The sequence below is a fragment of the Microbacterium sp. genome, from assembly GCF_031179285.1.
Lineage (GTDB): Bacteria > Actinomycetota > Actinomycetes > Actinomycetales > Microbacteriaceae > Microbacterium.
This window is the reverse complement of the sequence record NZ_JAPSHY010000031.1, coordinates 14665-32897: the sequence shown is the minus strand read 5'-3', so window position 1 is coordinate 32897 and position 18233 is coordinate 14665. Positions and strand designations below refer to the sequence as shown.

At 69.6% G+C, this 18233-nt stretch carries 21 protein-coding genes; 12 read left to right on the top strand and 9 right to left on the bottom strand.

The window, feature by feature from the left end; genetic code table 11:
- The 3 genes from RIN18_RS15210 to RIN18_RS15200 all read left to right on the top strand — a co-directional run.
- The coding region (locus RIN18_RS15210) for an ABC transporter permease (RefSeq protein WP_309104830.1) at positions 1-672 on the top strand (672 nt) is incomplete at its 5' end.
- A gap of 6 nt (positions 673-678) precedes the next feature.
- Positions 679-2025, top strand: coding sequence for a sensor histidine kinase (locus tag RIN18_RS15205; RefSeq protein WP_309104829.1), 1347 nt, complete (start codon positions 679-681; stop codon positions 2023-2025).
- A complete protein-coding gene (locus RIN18_RS15200) occupies positions 2022-2642 on the top strand; it encodes a response regulator transcription factor (protein WP_309104828.1) in 621 nt (206 codons plus the stop codon). The genes RIN18_RS15205 and RIN18_RS15200 overlap by 4 nt, the downstream gene beginning before the upstream one ends.
- 11 nt (positions 2643-2653) lie before the next feature.
- Here the strand turns inward: RIN18_RS15200 and RIN18_RS15195 are convergent, their stop codons facing one another.
- The 7 genes from RIN18_RS15195 to RIN18_RS15165 are packed head-to-tail and all read right to left on the bottom strand — an operon-like array spanning position 2654 to position 7192.
- Positions 2654-2821, bottom strand: a complete 168-nt coding sequence (locus tag RIN18_RS15195; RefSeq protein WP_309104827.1) for a hypothetical protein — start codon at positions 2819-2821, stop codon at positions 2654-2656.
- Positions 2818-3387, bottom strand: coding sequence for a YdeI/OmpD-associated family protein (locus RIN18_RS15190; RefSeq protein ID WP_309104826.1), 570 nt, complete (start codon positions 3385-3387; stop codon positions 2818-2820). The genes RIN18_RS15195 and RIN18_RS15190 overlap by 4 nt, the downstream gene beginning before the upstream one ends.
- A gap of 2 nt (positions 3388-3389) precedes the next feature.
- Entirely contained in the window at positions 3390-4190 is an 801-nt protein-coding gene (locus tag RIN18_RS15185) for an HAD-IIA family hydrolase (RefSeq protein ID WP_309104825.1), read from the bottom strand.
- Between the two features lie 55 nt (positions 4191-4245).
- A complete protein-coding gene (locus RIN18_RS15180) occupies positions 4246-4878 on the bottom strand; it encodes a metal-dependent transcriptional regulator (protein WP_309104824.1) in 633 nt (210 codons plus the stop codon).
- Between the two features lie 32 nt (positions 4879-4910).
- Positions 4911-5216 carry a hypothetical protein gene (locus RIN18_RS15175; RefSeq protein WP_309104823.1) on the bottom strand — a complete coding sequence of 102 codons (306 nt, stop codon included), beginning with the start codon at positions 5214-5216 and terminating at the stop codon, positions 4911-4913.
- 21 nt (positions 5217-5237) lie between these two features.
- On the bottom strand, positions 5238-6560 hold the full coding sequence (locus tag RIN18_RS15170; RefSeq protein WP_375163539.1) for an Nramp family divalent metal transporter: 1323 nt from the start codon (positions 6558-6560) through the stop codon (positions 5238-5240).
- A gap of 41 nt (positions 6561-6601) precedes the next feature.
- Complete coding sequence (locus tag RIN18_RS15165; RefSeq protein ID WP_309104822.1) at positions 6602-7192, bottom strand: TetR/AcrR family transcriptional regulator; 591 nt, start codon at positions 7190-7192, stop codon at positions 6602-6604.
- A gap of 81 nt (positions 7193-7273) precedes the next feature.
- On the opposite strand from RIN18_RS15165, the gene RIN18_RS15160 reads away from it, so the two are divergent.
- From RIN18_RS15160 to RIN18_RS15140, 5 genes are all read left to right on the top strand, one after another.
- Positions 7274-8137 (top strand): alpha/beta hydrolase, encoded by an 864-nt coding sequence (locus tag RIN18_RS15160; RefSeq protein WP_309104821.1) that lies wholly within the window; start codon positions 7274-7276, stop codon positions 8135-8137.
- Positions 8138-8170: 33 nt separating this feature from the next.
- The gene (locus RIN18_RS15155) at positions 8171-8824 is read left to right on the top strand and encodes a TrmH family RNA methyltransferase (protein ID WP_309104820.1); all 654 of its coding nucleotides are present in this window, start codon (positions 8171-8173) and stop codon (positions 8822-8824) included.
- Positions 8800-10092: a histidine kinase gene (locus RIN18_RS15150; RefSeq protein WP_309104819.1), complete on the top strand. Its 1293-nt coding sequence runs from the start codon at positions 8800-8802 to the stop codon at positions 10090-10092. Before RIN18_RS15155 ends, RIN18_RS15150 begins: the two co-directional genes overlap by 25 nt.
- A complete protein-coding gene (locus RIN18_RS15145; protein ID WP_309104818.1) occupies positions 10089-10745 on the top strand; it encodes a response regulator transcription factor in 657 nt (218 codons plus the stop codon). The genes RIN18_RS15150 and RIN18_RS15145 overlap by 4 nt, the downstream gene beginning before the upstream one ends.
- 87 nt (positions 10746-10832) lie before the next feature.
- Entirely contained in the window at positions 10833-11981 is a 1149-nt protein-coding gene (locus RIN18_RS15140) for a hypothetical protein (protein WP_309104817.1), read from the top strand.
- Here the strand turns inward: RIN18_RS15140 and RIN18_RS15135 are convergent.
- The gene (locus tag RIN18_RS15135) at positions 11904-12770 is read right to left on the bottom strand and encodes a hypothetical protein (RefSeq protein WP_309104816.1); all 867 of its coding nucleotides are present in this window, start codon (positions 12768-12770) and stop codon (positions 11904-11906) included. The two genes, RIN18_RS15140 and RIN18_RS15135, sit on opposite strands and share 78 nt — an antisense overlap.
- Positions 12770-14083 (bottom strand): MATE family efflux transporter, encoded by a 1314-nt coding sequence (locus tag RIN18_RS15130; protein ID WP_309104815.1) that lies wholly within the window; start codon positions 14081-14083, stop codon positions 12770-12772. The genes RIN18_RS15135 and RIN18_RS15130 overlap by 1 nt, the downstream gene beginning before the upstream one ends.
- A gap of 81 nt (positions 14084-14164) precedes the next feature.
- Here RIN18_RS15130 and RIN18_RS15125 point away from each other — a divergent pair, with 81 nt between their 5' ends.
- The 4 genes from RIN18_RS15125 (at position 14165) to RIN18_RS15110 (ending at position 18233) form a co-directional block, all read left to right on the top strand.
- A complete protein-coding gene (locus RIN18_RS15125) occupies positions 14165-14722 on the top strand; it encodes a DUF1992 domain-containing protein (protein ID WP_309104814.1) in 558 nt (185 codons plus the stop codon).
- A gap of 100 nt (positions 14723-14822) precedes the next feature.
- Positions 14823-16787, top strand: a complete 1965-nt coding sequence (locus RIN18_RS15120; RefSeq protein WP_309104813.1) for a M13-type metalloendopeptidase — start codon at positions 14823-14825, stop codon at positions 16785-16787.
- 160 nt (positions 16788-16947) lie between these two features.
- Positions 16948-17832 carry a serine hydrolase gene (locus RIN18_RS15115; RefSeq protein WP_309104832.1) on the top strand — a complete coding sequence of 295 codons (885 nt, stop codon included), beginning with the start codon at positions 16948-16950 and terminating at the stop codon, positions 17830-17832.
- Positions 17832-18233, top strand: a complete 402-nt coding sequence (locus RIN18_RS15110) for a hypothetical protein (RefSeq protein ID WP_309104812.1) — start codon at positions 17832-17834, stop codon at positions 18231-18233. The genes RIN18_RS15115 and RIN18_RS15110 overlap by 1 nt, the downstream gene beginning before the upstream one ends.

The following is an 18233-nucleotide window of genomic DNA, read 5'->3' as shown; positions in this document are numbered from 1 at the left end:
CTGCTGCTCGGCCTCGGAGCCGTCCCCGCGCTCCGGGAGTCGACGCCGGAGACCGGCGGCCTCCGCTCCATCGACATCTGGGCGCCGACCGCGCTGGTGTTCGGGATGGTGATGATCGCCGTGCAGCACGTGCCGGCAGTGATCGCGACGTATCGCGAGCGCGGCATCCTGCGAAGGCTCTCGACTACGCCCGTGCATCCGCGAAGCGTTCTGCTGGCGCAGATGATCGTGGCATTCGCCTCGGTGGTCGTCTCGGCGGCGCTTCTGATCCTCTGCGCGTGGGCCGTGCTGGGCATCGCGCCGCCCGAGCGCCCTGCGGAGTTCATCGTCGCCTTCATCGTCGGCTACGCGGCACTGCTCGGCCTCGGCCTGATCGCTGCGGCCGTGGTCCGCACGAGCAGCGCCGCCAACCAGGTCGGCACCCTCCTGTTCGTCGCCCTGATGTTCGTCGGTGGGGCATTCCTCCCTCGCGTCGTCATGCCCGACGTGCTGCGGGAGGTCGGAGAATTCGTGCCGCCGGGGCTGCAGGCGCTGACCGCGGCGTGGTCCGTCGAAGCGGGCGAGATCACCGCGACCGCGGGCGGTCTGCCCTTCTGGTTGCAGATCGCCGTGATGGCGGGTATCGCCGTGGCCGCGAGTGCGATCGCGGCTAAGCTCTTCCGCTGGGAGTAGGTGTCGATGATGCGAAATTCCGGGGCCGGTGAGACTCCGAGCTCCGGGATGCCCGGATCCGCCCTCGCAGAAGAGACGGACGACGCGAACAGCTCCCGGCTGGCCTGGAAAGAGGAACAGCTGCGGATCTGGGATCTGCTGCAGCTGGTCGCTCCGTGGCTGCTGCTGACGATCTCGACGGTCATCTACTTCTCGTGGGTGCTTCCCGGCTCCGGCGAACGGTTCTGGCCCGAGGGTGCATCCGTGCTCGGGCTGGTCGCCGTGTCGGTGCTCTGGGTGCTGTTCGGTCACACGCTTCCCATCCGCAGAAGGATGCTGCGGCCCGTGCCGTCCGGCATCTTCTTCCTCGGCCTGCTGGGGCTGTGCGTCGCCCTCATGTCGTACTCCGACATCTTTCTCGTCTTCACCGTCGCGGGGTTCTTCCACGCGTACCTGCTGAGACCGTGGCCACTGGGCGTCATCGGAGTGCTGGCCACGTCCGTGGCCCTGAACGGCGCCGCGATGCGTCTGTGGACGGATCCGAAGCCGGCCGGGCTCGCGGAGTTCGTCCTGATCGTCGCCGTGCAGACGGCCGCGATCGGAGTCGGCATTCTGCTGACGGCACGCAGCGAGCCCGAGGAGCGCAAGCGGGAGGAACTCGTCGCGCGACTCGAGGCGGCGCTGCATGAGAACGCGGGACTTCACGCGCAGCTGATCGCCCAGGCACGGGAATCCGGGGTGCAGGATGAACGGCAACGGCTGGCAGGTGAGATCCACGACACGCTCGCCCAGGGTCTCGCCGGGATCATCACCCAGCTCCAGGCGGCGGAGCGCTCCGGAGATGTCGACGGCGAGACGGAAGAGCACGTCACCCGTGCGCTTCGGCTCGCGCGCAGCAGCCTTGCGGAAGCGAGACGGTCGGTTCAGGCGCTCGTTCCGCAGGAGCTCGGGCAGGCGCACCTTCCCGACGCACTGCGCACGCTGACAGAGCGCTGGGCGGAGGATGAGGGGGTCGCCGCGAAGGTGGAGGTGACCGGCACTCGCGAGCCGCTGAGTCCCGCGATCGAGGTGTCGCTCTTCCGCGTCGTGCAGGAGTCGCTCACCAACGTCGCCAAGCATGCCGGGGCCTCGCGGGTCGGCGTCACGTTGTCGTACGCGGGAGCGGAGGTGCTGCTGGACGTACGAGATGACGGACGTGGTTTCACGAACGGTGTCGGCACGGGATTCGGACTGACGAGCATGCGCCAGCGCATCAGAGGGGTCGGCGGTCACCTGGAAGTGCAGAGTGCTCCGGGTGAGGGAACGTCCATCAGTGCGCGCGTTCCGGCGATCGCGCCGGGTGCCGCCAGAGCAGAGGGAGACGCTGAACGATGATTCGGCTCGTGATCGTCGACGACCACCCGATCGTGAGGGGCGGGCTCCGCGACACCTTCGCGCAAGCCGACGACATCGTCGTCGTCGGGGAGGCGGGTGACGGCGCGGAGGGGGTCGAGCGCGCGATGAGCCTGGCAGCGGACGTCGTGCTCATGGACATCCGGATGCCGGGAATGGACGGTGTCGCGGCGACGGCTGCCCTCAGCGAGCGATCCCCGAGTGCTCGTGTGCTGATCCTGACGACGTTCGACAGCGAGAGCGATGTTCTTCCCGCCATCGAGGCGGGCGCGATCGGGTATCTCCTGAAGGACGCGCTGCCCGACGAACTGATGCGCGCGGTTCGCGCCGCCGCACGCGGCGAGTCGGTGCTCGCGCCGTCGGCGACGCAGCACCTCATGGGGCAGGTGCGGAAGTCCGGCAACGGCGCGCTCACCGACCGTGAGAAGGAGGTGCTGCAGCACGTCGCGAACGGCAGCTCGAACCGAGAGGTCGCGGCAGCACTGTTCATCGGCGAAGCGAGTATCAAGACCCACCTGCAGCACATCTATGACAAGCTCGGCGTTCGCGATCGCGCTTCGGCGGTCGCCGAGGGCTATCGTCGTCGGCTGCTCATCTGACGAGCGCCGGGTCAGCGCCGGCGATCGTCGTCGTCCCAGGGGCCTTCCCACCACCCGGCGCGGCCGTCGCCGTCACCCGGTCCGCGTCGGCGCGAGCGCACCAGCTGCACGATGAAGATCGTCAGCGAGCTGACGCCGATCGCGATCAACACGATGAAGAGCATGTCGTTCTGGCTCATGGGCGCTTCCCCGCTGCGGCATCCGCCACGATCCTCGCGATGCGAGCGCTCCGCGTCTCGGGCCGCTTCGCCATCGCGATGAGGGTCAACCCGAGCTTCTTCACCGACTTCGGGAACGCGTCCCAGTTCGCGCGTGCGTCGGCGTTCGCGTCGAGCGCCGCGGTGAGTTCGGCGGGCTCGGTCCCGGCCTCCGGCCCGTCGAGCATTTCCCAGGAGCCGTTCGCCTTCGCGACCTCCAACGCGCGGATGCCGGCCGGCGCGAGCAGGCCAGCAGCTTCGAGCTCGGCGATGCGCGCCTTGTTCGTCGCCGCCCAGCCGCTCGACGGTCGTCGCGGCGAGAACCATTGCCCGACGGTCTGATCGCCGAACGTGCGCACCGGGCCGTCGATCCAGCCGAAGCACAGCGCCTCGCGGACGGCGTCTTCATAGCCGACGCCGTCGGCGTCGCGTCCCCGTACGCTGAGCAGCCACACTCCCGCAGCGTCGGCGTGATTCTGCTCGAGCCAGGAACGCCATGCCGCGGCATCCGGCGCACGGAGGCGCTCGCCCTCGTCGAGCACGCCCATGTTCAGCTCCCGAGCGATTCGACGGTGTCGCCGGGCAGCAGATCGGCGACCGAGTCGACGATCTCATCGGGGCGGAACGGGTACTTCTCGATCTCGGCCTGATCGCTGATGCCGGTGAGCACGAGGATCGTGTGCAGTCCCGCCTCGATGCCGGCGACGACGTCGGTGTCCATGCGGTCGCCGATCATGCCGGTGCGCTTGGAGTGCGCGCCGATCTTGTTCAGCGCCGAGCGGAACATCATCGGGTTCGGCTTGCCGACGACGTACGGCTCCTTGCCCGTCGCCTTCGTGATCAGCGCGGCGATCGCACCCGTCGCGGGGAGCGGGCCGTCGGCGCTCGGCCCGGTGGCGTCGGGGTTCGTGACGATGAAGCGCGCGCCCCGGTTGATGAGACGGATGGCCTTCGTGATCGCCTCGAACGAGTAGTTGCGCGTCTCGCCGACCACCACGTAGTCGGGGTTGCTCTCGGTCATCACGAATCCGGCCTCGTGCAGGGCGGTGAGGATGCCGGCCTCGCCGATCACGAACGCCGAGCCGCCCGGCAGCTGCTGCTGCAGGAACGAGGCGGTGGCGAGAGCCGACGTCCAGATCCGGTCTTCCGGCACGATCAGTCCACTCGAGCGGAGTCGGGCGGACAGGTCGCGCGCGGTGAAGATCGAGTTGTTGGTGAGCACGAGATAAGGGATGCCGGCCTTCTCCCAGCCGGCGAGCAGCTCGGACGCTCCGGGGATGGCGTCGTTCTCATGGACGAGCACGCCGTCCATGTCGGTGAGCCAGCATTCGATGTCGTCGCGATGGGCCATGTGCACAGCCTAGAGGGCGCGACTGACGCACGTCAGCGGGCGTCGTGGAGCAGCATCAGGCGCTCAGCCACACCACATCGCGCGCGCCGTCCGGGAGCTCGATCGAGGTGCCGTCCAGTTCCACGCCGGACGGCGTGACCCGCATCGTCGACGCCACAGCCAGTCCGAGCGACTCGAGCGCGCGCAGAAGCTGCGGATCGCGATCGTCGACGCGCAGCACGCGCCCGGTGTGCCCGACCGCGGCATCCGCCAGCAGCACGAACGGCTCGCGCTCGATCGTGCCAGCGGCATCCGGGATGGCGTCGCCGTGCGGGTCGAACCGTGGCCGGCCCAGCCGCTCGTCGATCCCCTCGAGCAGCCGGTCGCTGATGGTGTGCTCCAGCACCTCGGCCTCGTCGTGCACCTCGTCCCAGGCGTAGCCGAACTCCTGCACCAGCCACGTCTCGATCAGCCGATGCCGTCGCAGCATCGCCAGGGCGCGCCGGGTTCCGGCATCCGTCAGGCGCACGGCGCCGTACGGCACGTGCGAGACGAGGCCCGCGGCGGCGAGCTTCTTGACCATCTCGGTCACGCTCGAAGGGGCGATGCCGAGCTTCGCCGCCAGCACGGAGGGGGTGATCGGCGCGTCCTGCCATTCGGTGTGCGCGTACACCGTCTTGAGGTAGTCGTCTGCTGCGGGGGATGCCACACGACCAGCTTAGGTCGGGGAGCGTCTGCGCCTCAGGCTCCGGTGCCCGGAGCCGTCAGCAGGATGAAGGCGACCTGCCCGGCGAAGAACACCACGATGAACCCGAGGATGGCCGCCGCGAGCGACAGCCGACCGTCGAAATCGGGCACGGCGGCGATACCGGTCCTGCGGGCACGGAACGCGAGTACGAGCGTCGCGACACCGAGGGTGAGCTGCACCCACGGACCGCCGAACGGCAGCACCTGCGGGAAGGCGATGAGGAGGGCCCCGATCGCTCCGGTCGCGAACCCGGCCCAGGTGAGGATCCGGACGGTGCGGCGGGCGGTCTCGGCGGTCATGCCGTCGAGCCTATCCGCCGCTCACGCTCCGCTGAGCACGAGCCAGAGCAGGGCGGCGTTGAGGGCGATGAGGAGGATCGACGCAACGATACCCGCGGCAGTGGTCCAGACGCGGTTCGTCCAGATGCCGAGGGTGCGGCGCTGAGCGGTGAGCACCACGAGCGGGATCAGCGCGAACGGGATGCCGAACGAGAGGACGACCTGGCTCAGCACCAGGGCGAGGGTCGGGTCGATGCCGACTCCCAGGATGACGAGGGCGGGGATCAGGGTCACGAGCCGACGCGCCAGCAGCGGGATGCGCACGTGCAGCAGACCGTGCATGATCTCGGCTCCCGCGTAGGCGCCGACCGAGGTGGAGGCGAGGCCGGAGGCAAGAAGGCCCACGGCGAAGAAGGTCGCGACCACGGGGCCGAGGCCGGCGGCGAGGGCCGCGTGCGCGCCCTCCAGCGAATCCGTGCCCTCGACGCCCGCGAGGTTGGCCGCGGCGAGCAACAGGATGCCGAGGTTCACCGAACCCGCGATGATCATCGCGATCGTCACGTCCCACCGGGTCGCGGCGAGGAGCGTCCGGATGCGGCCGGGATCCGTGCGCGCGGCCTCGGCGTCGGCATCCGCGTGACCTCCGAGGGTCCGCGAGTCGATCCCGCCGCGAGCCGCACCGAAGCGATCGCGGCTGAGGGCGGAGTGGGCGTAGATCGCGTGCGGCATGATCGTCGCGCCCAGAATGGATGCCGCCAGCAGCACCGATCCGGTGCCCTCGAAGCGCGGCACGATGCCGCCGAGCACGCCGGCGGGATCGGGCGGCGCGACGAAGACGCCGGCGACGAACCCGACGGTGATGACGATCATCAGCCCGATGATGACGAACTCGAACGGGCGGGCGCCGCGGCGGCTCTGCACGGCGAGCAGGATCATGGAGACCGCGCCGGTGATGAAGCCGCCCAGCAGCAGCGGAACTCCGAAGAGAAGGTTGAGCGCGACGGCGCCACCGATGACTTCGGCGAGGTCCGTGGCCATCGCGACGAGCTCTGCCTGCAGCCAATACGAGCGGCGCGCCCAGCGATTGCGCAACCGCGACCCGAGCACCTCGGGGAGGCTCTGCCCTGTGACGACCCCGAGCTTCGCCGACAGGTACTGGATGAGCCAGGCCATCACGTTTCCGGCCAGCACGACCCAGACGAGCAGGTACCCGAACTGCGCGCCCGCGGTCATGTTGCTGGCGACGTTGCCGGGGTCGAGGTAGGCGACGCCCGCGACGAGGGCTGGTCCGAGCAGCCACAGCCCGCGCGGCAGCGTCGCCGCGGCAGACGGCCGATCGATCAGTTCAGGCAAACTTTTAGGCACACCGAAATCATAGCTCGTTTTCGGTGGGCCGAAAGTGCTGATCACAACCCGAGGGCGTCGAGCAGCCGGTCGATGAGGGCGGTGACGGTGGCCGGCTCGTAGTGGCCGGCGATCATCCCCTGGACGAGCCCGGCGGCGGTGGCGAGGATCAGTTCGGCGTCGAGGTGCCGGTCTCGCGCGCCATGGCGCGACCCGGGATCCTGCGGAATCTGCGCGGCGATGATGTCGACCAGCGCTTGGGGCGCCGTCGGAAGAGCGGGGCCGTCGACCGGCGTTGTCAACGACGCCGCGTGGAACGCCGCGAGCACGATCGCATCCGAACGGCGTCGATCATCGATCGGAACCATCTCCGTGAGAATCGCCGAAATGCGCTCGCGCGCGGGTGCGCTTTCATCCAGCGCGGACAGCGCATCACCGAAGCGAGCTGCTGCATCCGCCGCGACCGCGCGGCGGGTGGCGGCGAGGAACTCGCCCTTGCTGCCGAAGTAGTACTGCACGAGCCGGATCGAGATGCCCGCCTCCTGGGCCACGGCTTGGAAGGTGGCGGCTTCCAGACCCGACCGCGCGATCACGCGCCGGGTGGCATCGGTGATCTGACCTCGCCTGCTCTCGTGATCGATCGAACGTGGCACCGTCGGCCTCCCTGTCACCCTCCGCCGCTCACAATGATACGCTCATACCATAATGGTACGTTCATACCACGAGGAGCAGTGATGGACAGGATCGGCGGTTTCACGGATCCGCGCGCACAGCAGTCGTTTGAGCACGCCTACGCGGCACTCGAACGCCTCTGGCCCGTCGAGTCGACCGTGACCGATGTCGCGACGCGATTCGGGCCGACGCGCGTCCGGCGATCGGGCGCCGCCGGCGGACTGCCGCTCGTGCTGCTGCATCCGCTCGCAGGCAACGGCCTGGGCTGGCATCCCTTCGTGGCCGACCTCGCGGCCGATCGAGCCGTGTATGCGCTCGACACGATCGGGACCGCCGGCGGCAGCGTGCAGACTGCACCTGTTCGCACGGGGGAGGACTACGCGGCGTGGGTCGACGAGGTGATCGCGGGCCTCGGCATCGAGCGGACCCATCTGCTCGGGTACTCCGAAGGCGCGTGGCATGCCGCGCTGACGGCAGCCCACCGGCCGGACCGCATCGCGAGCCTCGTGCTAGGGGAGCCCGGTTCGGCTCTCGCACGCCCGCCGCTCAGCGTGCTGGCGCGGATGATCTGGGTCGGCATCCGCCCGACCGCGGCGAACTTCGCGCGCTTCGAGGAATGGATGACGCCCGGGGTGACCCTGAGCGAAGAAGAGAAGGCGTGCGCCACGGCATCGTTCGGCTACCGTCGTCGCATCCCCTGGGTCACGCCTCTCTCCGACGATGAACTGCGGCGAATCACGACGCCGACGCTGGCGCTGTTCGGATCAGCGACGGTGATGGGTGACCCGCGTGCGGCCGCCGAGCGGCTCCGGGTGCTGCCGGATCTCGAGGTGGAGACCTACGAGGGGGCTGGCCACGGCCTGCTCTGGCAGCGGCGCGACGAGGTGCTCGACCGCATCAGGGAGTTCCTCCGCGCCCGCGACTGAGGATGACATGCGCTGCGCGGCTACGCTGGCGGGATGGATGAGCGGATGCCGGAACCTGCGGCGAGCAGCACCCCCGAGCACACCACCCATGGCGTCGGCCCGTGGCCGTCTCCCCGCGCGGAGTGGCCGGCGGGGGAGCAGTATGATCCCGAGCTGCTCGCGAGCGGCGACACCCGCAACGTCATCGATCGCTACCGCTACTGGCGCATGGAGGCCATCGTCGCCGATCTCGACACCCGGCGGCATCCGTTCCATGTCGCCATCGAGAACTGGCAGCACGACATGAACATCGGCTCGATCGTGCGCAGCGCGAACGCCTTCCTGGCCGACACCGTCCACATCATCGGACGCCGGCGCTGGAACAAGCGCGGTGCCATGGTGACCGACCGATACCAGCACGTCGTCCATCACGAGACCGTCGATCAGTTCGCCGTGTGGGCATCGGATGCCGGCATCCCGATCATCGCGGTCGACAACGTCGAGGGGTCGGTCCCGGTGGACCGATCAGAGCTTCCGCAGCGCTGCGTCCTGCTGTTCGGTCAGGAAGGCCCCGGCCTCAGCGCCGAGGCGCTCGCCGCGGCATCCGCCCATATCGAGATCACTCAGTACGGGTCGACGCGCTCGATCAACGCGAGTGCGGCCGCCGCCGTGATCATGTACGAGTGGTGCCGGAGGCACGCCGGCTGATCCCGGCTGCGGAATCACCCGAGCGGGCGATCCGCGCGCGCATGCTGCGTGAGAGCATGATGACGGTGAAGCAGGAAACGGATGCCGTCAGGACGGCGCGAGCGTGGTACACGTGGTTGCGCGCCGACGTCATCGTGGCGCTGGTGGTGCTGGTGGTCCTGCTTCCGGCGAGCATCGCGACCATCACGCGCGCCGACCTCCGACCCGACGGGGCGACGATTGCGCTCGCGATCCCCCTGTTCGCCGGGCTGCACGCCATGTCGCTGCTGGCCACCCGCATTCCCGTCGCCGCCTTCGCCGGCGCGAGTGCGATCATGGCCGCGCTGGCGCTGGTGCCGTCGATCCAGCAGATCTCGGGAGTGCTGTTCCCCTCGAGCGTCGCCTACCTGCTCGTGCTCGGTCAGGTCGCGCTGCAGTGCCAGCCGATCCGGGGGCTCCTGGCACTCGGAAGCGGGGTCTTCGGTGCCGCGCTCATCGCCTTCACCGAACCCGGCTTCGACGGGCCGCTTCGCTGGGGAGCCTTCCTCGGCCTCATCGGGGCGGTCAGCGCGGCGTGGGCGGTGGGTGCTCTGCTGCGGCTTCGACGCATGCAGACCGAGGAGCGGATGCAGGCGAGCGTCGAACGGGCGATCGTCGACGAGCGGATGCGGATCAACCGCGACCTGCACGACATCGTCGCCCATTCGATGACGGTGATGATCGCCCAGGCCGAGGTCGCGCGCGCGCTGCTTCGTGATGACGTCGAGCGCAGCGACCACGCGCTGGGCATCGTCATCGAATCCGGACGGGACGCCCTGCGGGGGATGCGATCGGCCGTCGCCGTCGGCGATGCGCCGCTCGGGCCGCTGCCGACGATCTCATCGATCGCAGAACTGGTCGAGGCCGTGCGCCGGCCGGGCAGCGAGGTCACCCTCGAGGAAGACGGAGACCGCACGCCGTTGCGCCCCGACGTGATGCTGGCGCTGCACCACGCCGTTCGCGAAGCTCTCACCAACGCCGTGCGCCACACGTCGCCGCCGGTGCGCATCGATGTCAGCCTGGTGTGGACCGGGACGGGTGTCACGGCGACCGTGACGGACGACGGCGGCGCCGGTCCCATACGCGCGGATGCCGGACGGGAGCTCGGCACCGGCACCGGACTCATCGGAGTCTCCGAGCGCGTGCGTCAGGCCGGCGGCATCCTCTCTGCCCGGGAGCGCACGCCTCGCGGCTGGACCGTGCGGGTCGAGCTGCCGGGCGCGGATGCGGCACGGGGGAGTGCGTCGTGACCATCCGGGTGCTGATCGTCGACGATCAGGAACTGTTCCGCGAGGCCGTGGCCGTGATGCTCGCCCGCGACCCCCGGATCGCCGATGTCAGGGCTGTCGCCTCCGGCGAGGAGGCCATCGAGCACGTGCGGGCGCACGCCGTCGATGTGGTGTTGATGGACATCAGGATGCCGGGACTCGACGGTATCGCCGCCACACGCGAGATCCTGCGGATCCGCGACGGCATCCGGGTGCTCGTGCTCACCACGTTCGATCTCGACGAGTACGTGTACGCCGCGATCCGCGAAGGGGCGAGTGGCTTCCTCACCAAGGACGCGAGCCCGGCGGAACTCGCCGACGCCGCGGCGGCTGTCGCGGCCGGCGAGCAGGTGCTGTCGCCGCGCGCGACAGCCGCGCTGATCGGCTTCGTGCGAGACGGAGGTCCGCCCGCTGATCCCGGCGAAGCGCTCGCGGCGCTCAGCGCGCGCGAGCAGGAGGTCGCCCGTCTCCTCGCCACCGGGGCGTCGAACGAGCAGATCGCAGCGGCGCTCTTCCTCTCGCCCAACACAGTGAAGACCCACGTCAAGGCGGTGCTCGCGAAGCTGGCGGTACCCGACCGCGTGCACGTGGTGATCTGGGCGTACGAGAACGGCGTGCTCCGCCCCCGCGCCTGACGCGGCCGGCGGAACTCACCCGCCCGGGTGAGGAAGAAGGCTCCCGTGGGCGATGCCCCGCACCCCGGCGATTCCTAGCGTGGAAGCATGTCACATCGCACTCGCGCTCTCTCGCTCATCGCTGCTGCTGCAGCGGCTCTGACGGTGGCGGTCATCGCTCTGCTGAGGATGCTCGTACCCGGGTTCCTCGACGACCTGCCGACGAGCATCATCGGCAGGTTCGGCACCGGCGTCGAACTCGCCGTCGCGCTCAGCGGTGCTCTCGGCGTTCTCCTCGTCGTGGGGATCGCCCTCGCCTCACAGCGCAGCGACCGCGCAACCGCGGTTCCGCTGCGTGCCGTGCGCGCCGGTGGACTCGTCGCCGCGACCCTGCTCGCCGCGACGACGCCGGGCGGCGTGATCCCGGCGGCCGGTTACACCTTCGCCCTCACGGTCGTCGTCGGCATCACCGTGTTCGTCACCCTCACCGTGCTGCGAAGGCCTTGGCTGGGCATCGTGCTCGCCGCGGTGCTCGCCGCGCTGGTGACGGTCGCGATCGTCCAGATGGGGGCCGCCGTGCTGATCCCGCGTATCGTCGGCGCATTCGGAGGCGTGCTGCCGCAGGCCACTCTCGCCCTCGCTCATGTGATCGCGGCGGCCGGTCTCGTCGTGTGGATGATCACCGGAGGCGAGACGCGGGGCGGATCCGCGCGATTCGTGCTGCGGCACCGCGTCGCGATCACCGTCATCGGCGCTGCCTGCGCACTGCCGTACGCGTTCGCCCGAGCAACATGGCTCACCCCGTGGCCGCTCTTCGGCGGCAGCGCCGAGATGTTCGCCGAGGCGCCCGAGATGCGCCTCACCGGGCTGCTGCTCGGGCTCGGAATGCTCATCGGCGGTGTGCTCACCCTCGGCCTGATCATGCCGTGGGGGGAGCGGTTCCCCCGGTTCCTCGCTTGGATCGGCGGACGTGCAGTGCCCCCGGGGCTCGCTGTGATCCCGGCGACCGTGGTCAGCGTGCTGTTCACCGCGGCCGGCATCGAGTTCGCGCTCGAAGGCGTGGGCGCAGCGAAGGAGACATTGTTCGTGCTGCTGATGTTCCCGTTCTGGCTGTGGGGCCCGATGCTCGGTCTCGCGGCGTGGGCGTACGCGATGCGGCGTCGTGAGCGGGTCGCGGAGTCAGGCCAGGCGAGCGGAGATCGTGAGCCGCTTAGCCGCGACCACCCGCACGTCGCTCAGGCGAGGACCGCCGGCTGAGGCGAACTCGTCGTTCAGGTCGAAGCTGCGGCCCACCTGTTCGCGGATCGACCGCCGAGCAGCGCGCAGCGCGATCGCCACCAGCGGGTTGCGGCTGCCGACGCGCAGTTCGCGCAGCGTGACGATTCCGGCGCGTGAGACACCGACGCGGGCGGTGCCGGTGGCGGATGCCCTCAGCATCCGCCACCCGATGCCGGCGCGACCCTGGATGCGGATGCCGTCGGCGCCGTCCTGCGAGACGTCGACCTTCAGGCGGCGCAGGCGGATGCCGGTGGTGTCGAGGGCCGGGTGCAGCACTGCCGCGAGAAGAGGTGTCAGGTCGGCCGCCCGAAGCGACGCGGTGAACGCACCCCGCATGCCGGTGCCGTCGTGAGCGAGCTCGAGGCCGTGGATGGACTCCGGCCGGTCGGCGATCATCGGCCGCTCGTACACGAGCCATTCCACGCGGGCGTCGTAGAGCTGGAAGTCGATCGTCACCGGGATGCGCTCGATCCGGACCGGGTCGGCGGTGACGCGGACGGTCCGCAGCACCCCGGGGGTGCGATGCACGACGGGGGGTTCCTCCGCCGCGACGTGCGGTGTCGTCGCTGCCGGTGTCGGCGGCGGGTCGAGGCTGAGCTCGACGCCGCTCGCATCGATGGTGAGGGTCGTGAGATCCGTGCCGGATAGCTCCGCCGAAATGTGCACGTCCTCGAGACCGCGCACCGCCGGTGCATCCACGGGCTGGATGCTCGCTCGCACCCAGCCGATGACGGTCTCGGCGTCGCCCGGCCAGTTCGCGTCGCTCATCACGATATCCACCTCCCGGACTTCACGCGCAGGCCGAGTGTCGCCAGCCGAGCCAGCAGATACACCCCGAAGAACGCCACCGAGAGCCAGATCAGGCCCACGCCGCCGTCGACTCCGGAGGCGGCGATGATCCAGAGGGCAGGGAGGAACGGCACGAGGTTGGCACCGCCGGCGAGTGCGAGGTAGCGGGCATCGTTCGCCCCCATGAGCACGCCGTCGAGCACGAACACCACTCCGGCGATGGGCTGGGCCACCGCGAGCACCAGGAGGGCCGGTTGCACCATCGCTGCCACCTGGGCGTCACCTGTGAACACGATGCCGAGAACCCCGGACAGAGCCGCGATCAGCGCGCCGACGATGACACCGAACCACGCGCCCCACGCCACGGTGCGCCGCAGCACACGATGCACCTGCCGCTCGTCGCCGGCACCGAGCTCTTTGCCGATGAGGGCCTGCGCGGCGATGGCGAGCGCATCGAGGGCGAATGCCGCCGCCGAGAAGATGGTGAAGACGATCTGCCAGCCAGCAAGCTCGGTGGTGCCGATTCCCGTCGCGACCGCGACTGTCGCGAGGAGCGCGACGCGCAGGCTGACGGTGCGCAGGAACAGCCAGCCGCCCGAGCGGGCACTGCTGCGGATGCCGCCGCCGTGCGCTCGCATCGAGGCGTTGTGCTTCGTCGCCAAGCGCCGGATGACGACGACGTACGCGGCGACCATGCCCCACTGCGCGACCACCGTGCCGAACGCGGATCCGGCGATGCCCCAGCCCAATCCGTAGATGAACACGACGTTGAGCAGTGCGTTGGCGCCGAATCCGAGACCGGCGATCCACAGCGGAGTTACCGTGTCCTGCATCCCGCGCAGCAGCCCGGTGGCGGCGAACACGATCAGCATCGCGGGCAGACCCCACATCGACACGACGAGGTAGGCGTACGCCTGATCGGCGACGGCCTCGCTCGCACCGAACAGCGAGACGAGCCACGGCGAGGAGACCGCGCCGACGACCGCCAGCACGGCCCCGAGCCCGAGCGCCAGCCACATACCGTCGACGCCCGCCGAGACCGCGTCGCCCGGGCGCCCCGCGCCGAAGCGCCTCGCCACCGCCGGCGTGGTCGAGTACGCGAGGAACACCATGAGTCCGACGATCGTCTGAAGGACGGCACCCGCGATGCCGAGCCCGGCCAGCGGAACCGTGCCGAGGTGACCGACGAGGGCTGCGTCCACGATGAGGAACGCGGGTTCGGCGACCAGCGCGCCGAGCGCGGGGACGGCGAGGCGCAGGATGTCTCTGTTGAGGGAGGCGCGCACGGTCACCCGTCGAGCCTATGGGCTGGCGCCGACCCCCAGCCGTCGCCCTATCCTGGAATGACACCGGACGCGACCCGGAGGTGACCGATGTCAGACGCCATGGAGAACGCCGCGCGCTACCTCGCGAAGCGCCAGGCCGGCGAGGACCCGTCACAGGAAGCTGCTGACGAGCAGGAGCCGTCCGTCACCTTGAACGCCGAGAACAGGGCGGCGTTCGTCGAGACCGCGATCCAGCTCGCGATCCGCCGCGGCGAGTTCGACAACCTGCCCGGGGCAGGCAAGCCGCTCGAGGGTCTGGGCGAACACCATGACCCGGACTGGTGGATCCGCCGCAAGATCGAGCGCGAGAACCTCACCGGACTCGGACCCCCGGCGATCCTGCTGCGCACCGAAGACCGAGAGCTCGACGCTCAGCTCGACCTCCTCGGGCGGGAGTCGGATGTGCGGGACGTGCTCGAGGACTTCAACCGGCGCGTGATCGAAGCGCGCCGCCAGCTTCAGGGCGGTCCGCCCGTCGTCACCTCGCCTCGCGATGTCGATGCCGAAGTGGAGGCATGGCGGGAGCGGCGCGCGGCTCGGTCGGCGGCGGCGCCGCCGTCGGAGCCGCCCCCGCGACGCCGCCGTTTCAGCATCCGCCGCCGTTGACGCGCCGAGAACGCACGAACCGCCCTTCCCGGTCGCGCGGAAGGGCGGTTTGCGCGTTCTCGACGTCCGGACGCGTCCAGGCCGCCATAGGGTGGGATGCATGACCGACGTGCTTCCCTCGGGCCTCGCCCTCGAAGAGTTCAGCTCCGACATCCGTCCTCAGGACGACCTGTACCGGTATGTGAACGGCGAATGGCTCGCTCGCACCGAGATCCCCGGCGACAAGGCTCGCTGGGGCTCGTTCCATCTGCTGGCCGAGCAGGCCGAGAAGGACGTGCGCGCGATCATCGAGGAATCCCAGGGTGCGCAGCCCGGCACACTGGCGCAGAAGATCGGCGATCTGTTCGCCAGCTTCATGGACACCGAGCGCATCGCGGCGGCCGGCACCGCGCCGCTCGCGGACACGCTCGCCGAGATCGACGCGATCGACGGCATCCCCTCGTTCCTGCGCACCGTCGGCGCCTACGACCGCGACGGTCGCGCGCACCTGATCGCGTTCTACGTCGACGGGGACCCCGGAAACCCGGAACGCTATGTGCCGGTCATCATGCAGTCGGGCCTGTCGCTGCCGGACGAGAGCTACTTCCGCCTCGACACGTTCGCCGAGACCCGTGCGGCCTACCGTGCACACCTCGAGCGCCTTCTCACCCTCGCCGGCATCGCCGACCCCGCCGGCGACACCGACCGTGCGATCACGCTCGAGACCGAACTCGCCGGCCACCACTGGGACAACGTCAAGAGCCGTGATGCGGTGGCCACCTACAACCTGAAAACGTGGGACGAGATCCAGCAGCTCGCGGGCGTCGACCTCGCACCCTGGCGGGACGCGGTCGCCCCGACGAACCCCGACGCGTTCGCGGAGGTCGTGGTCTCGCAGCCGAGCTTCATCGAGGGTCTCGGCTCGCTTCTCGTGCCGGAGCGACTGGATGACTGGAAGTCCTGGTTGCGCTCCAAGGTCGTGCATGCGGCGGCTCCGTACCTGACGGACGACATCGTCGAGGAGAACTTCTCGTTCTACGGCACCGAGCTCACCGGCGTGCCGACGCTCCGCGAGCGCTGGAAGCGCGGCGTCTCGGTGACCGAGGGTGCGCTCAGCGAGGCGATCGGCAAGATCTACGTCGAACGCCACTACCCGCCGACGGCGAAGGCGGCGATGGACGAACTCGTGGCGAACCTCATCGAGGCCTATCGGCAGAGCATCACCGAGCTCGAGTGGATGACCGCCGAGACCCGCGAGCGGGCTCTCGCCAAGCTCGACGCGTTCACCCCGAAGATCGGTCACCCTGACGTCTGGCGCGACTACTCGAGTCTCGAGATCGACCGCGCAGACCTCTTCGGCAACATCCGTCGCGCGGCGATCTTCGAGCACGATCGCAATGTCGACAAGGTCGGCAAGCCCATCGATCGCGACGAGTGGCACATGCCGCCGCAGATGGTGAACGCCTATTACAACCCGTCGATGAACGAGATCGTCTTCCCCGCCGCCATCCTGCAGTACCCGTTCTTCGACGCCGGTCGTGACGCGGCGGCGAACTACGGCGGGATCGGTGCGGTCATCGGCCACGAGATCGGACACGGGTTCGACGACCAGGGCAGCCGCTACGACGGCCAGGGCAAGCTCGAGGACTGGTGGACGGATGCCGACCGGGCGGCGTTCGAGGAACGCACCAAGGCGCTCATCGAACAGTATGACGCGCTCGTCCCGCAAGGGCTGGACGGCGAGCACCATGTCAACGGTGCTCTGACGATTGGCGAGAACATCGGCGACCTGGGCGGTCTCGGCATCGCGCTGAAGGCGTACGAACTGTCGCTCGGAGGCGCCCAGGCGCCGGTCATCGACGGGCTCACCGGGGTGCAGCGGCTGCTGCTGTCGTGGGCGCAGGTGTGGCAGCAGAAGAGCCGCGACGCCGAGACGCTGCGTCTTCTCACTATCGACCCGCACTCGCCCAACGAGTTCCGCTGCAACCAGATCGTGCGCAACATCGACGCGTTCTACGAGGCGTTCGATGTCACCGAGAGCGATGCGCTGTGGCTCCCGGAGGACTCGCGGGTGACCATCTGGTGACCATCCTGGGAGTTCATGACGAGGCTTCACGGGTGGGGTTACGATAGCCCTTGCCGCTGGGGAACGAGCCTTGGTGGCATCCCGCCATCCCGCCCCCTAAGGATCACGCGTGGGCTTCCCCAAACCCTCGGTCCCCGAGCCGTTCGAAGGCTCGCAAGCCATGCTGCGGCGCTCCCAGCGCAACAGCCGGCGCCTGCCGCGCCGCGCGGCGATCGGGCGAAGATCCTTCACCTCCGCGCTCCGAGCGCTCGAGACGCTGGTGGATGCCGGGGCGCAGGTGTCGGTGCACGTGGTCGATCTCGACAGTGGCGAGCGGGTGCTCTCGGGTGATGATCACGTCACGATGCCCGTCGCCGGGCTCGGGGTCGTTCCGCTGCTGATCGAGGTGGCCGCCGGCTTCGACACCGGCGCGCTCGACCCCCTGGAGATCGTCGATCGTTCGGCGGTCGAGACGGTGTCGACGGCGGGCGTCTGGCGTCACCTGCACGCACCGGCGCTGCCGCTCGCCGACCTCGCCGTGATCGCCGCGACCGCGGGAGACCCGATCGCCGTGAACGCCCTGCTCCAGCGCGTCGGACACGACAGCGTTCGTCGGCGCATCGAATCCCTCGGGCTCGCCAGCACCGCCCTGCTCGACCGTTTCCGCGACGAGCGGGGTCCCGACGACGCTCCCCATGTCGCCGTCGGCTCGACCCGCGAACTCGCCGGACTCTTCGCCGCGCTGGTGAACTCCGCCGTCGTCGATGCCGCCGTCAGCGCGCAGGTGTCGGAGTGGCTGAGCCTGAATCAGGATCTCAGTCTCGTCGCTTCGTCGACGGGGCTTGACCCGTTCGCGCACGACCACGATGCCCACGGCCTGCTCTTCATCAACAAGACCGGACGCGACCGCGGCGTGCGCGCCGAGGCGGGCGTGCTCGCCGGTCCCCGTGCCGGTGTCGCTTACTCGCTCATCGTCTGCTTCGACGACCTGTCGATCACGCACCGGCTGCGAGCACACGATGCCTTCCGCGTACTCGGCGTCGAGCTCATGGAGTACACGCACTGATGGTGTCGCCCGACTGGACCCCGCACCGCCGCGACGACGGCGAACTGCTCGGATGGATCCACCCGGAGGGTGACAGCTGGGTCGCGGTCGACGTGCTCGGCCGCACCGCGTCGGCGCCGACCGAGTGGCTCGATGCCGAGGCGGCGCTGGAGGCGCACGGGATCGCCTGGCTCGCCGACCCGTGGATGCTGGAGGGTGAAGGCGATCGGCCGCTGCGGGTGCGCATCCTCGAGGTGACTCCCGATGAGGATGCCGCCCCCGGCCGGATCGTGGTGAAGATCGACGACTTCGGAGACATGACCCGGCCCACGACCCTGCAGTTCGTGCTGGGATGGCCCCTCCCCGACCGGTTGCGGCCGTTGCGGGACGGAGATCCCGACCCGCGGACGATCTCCGTATGA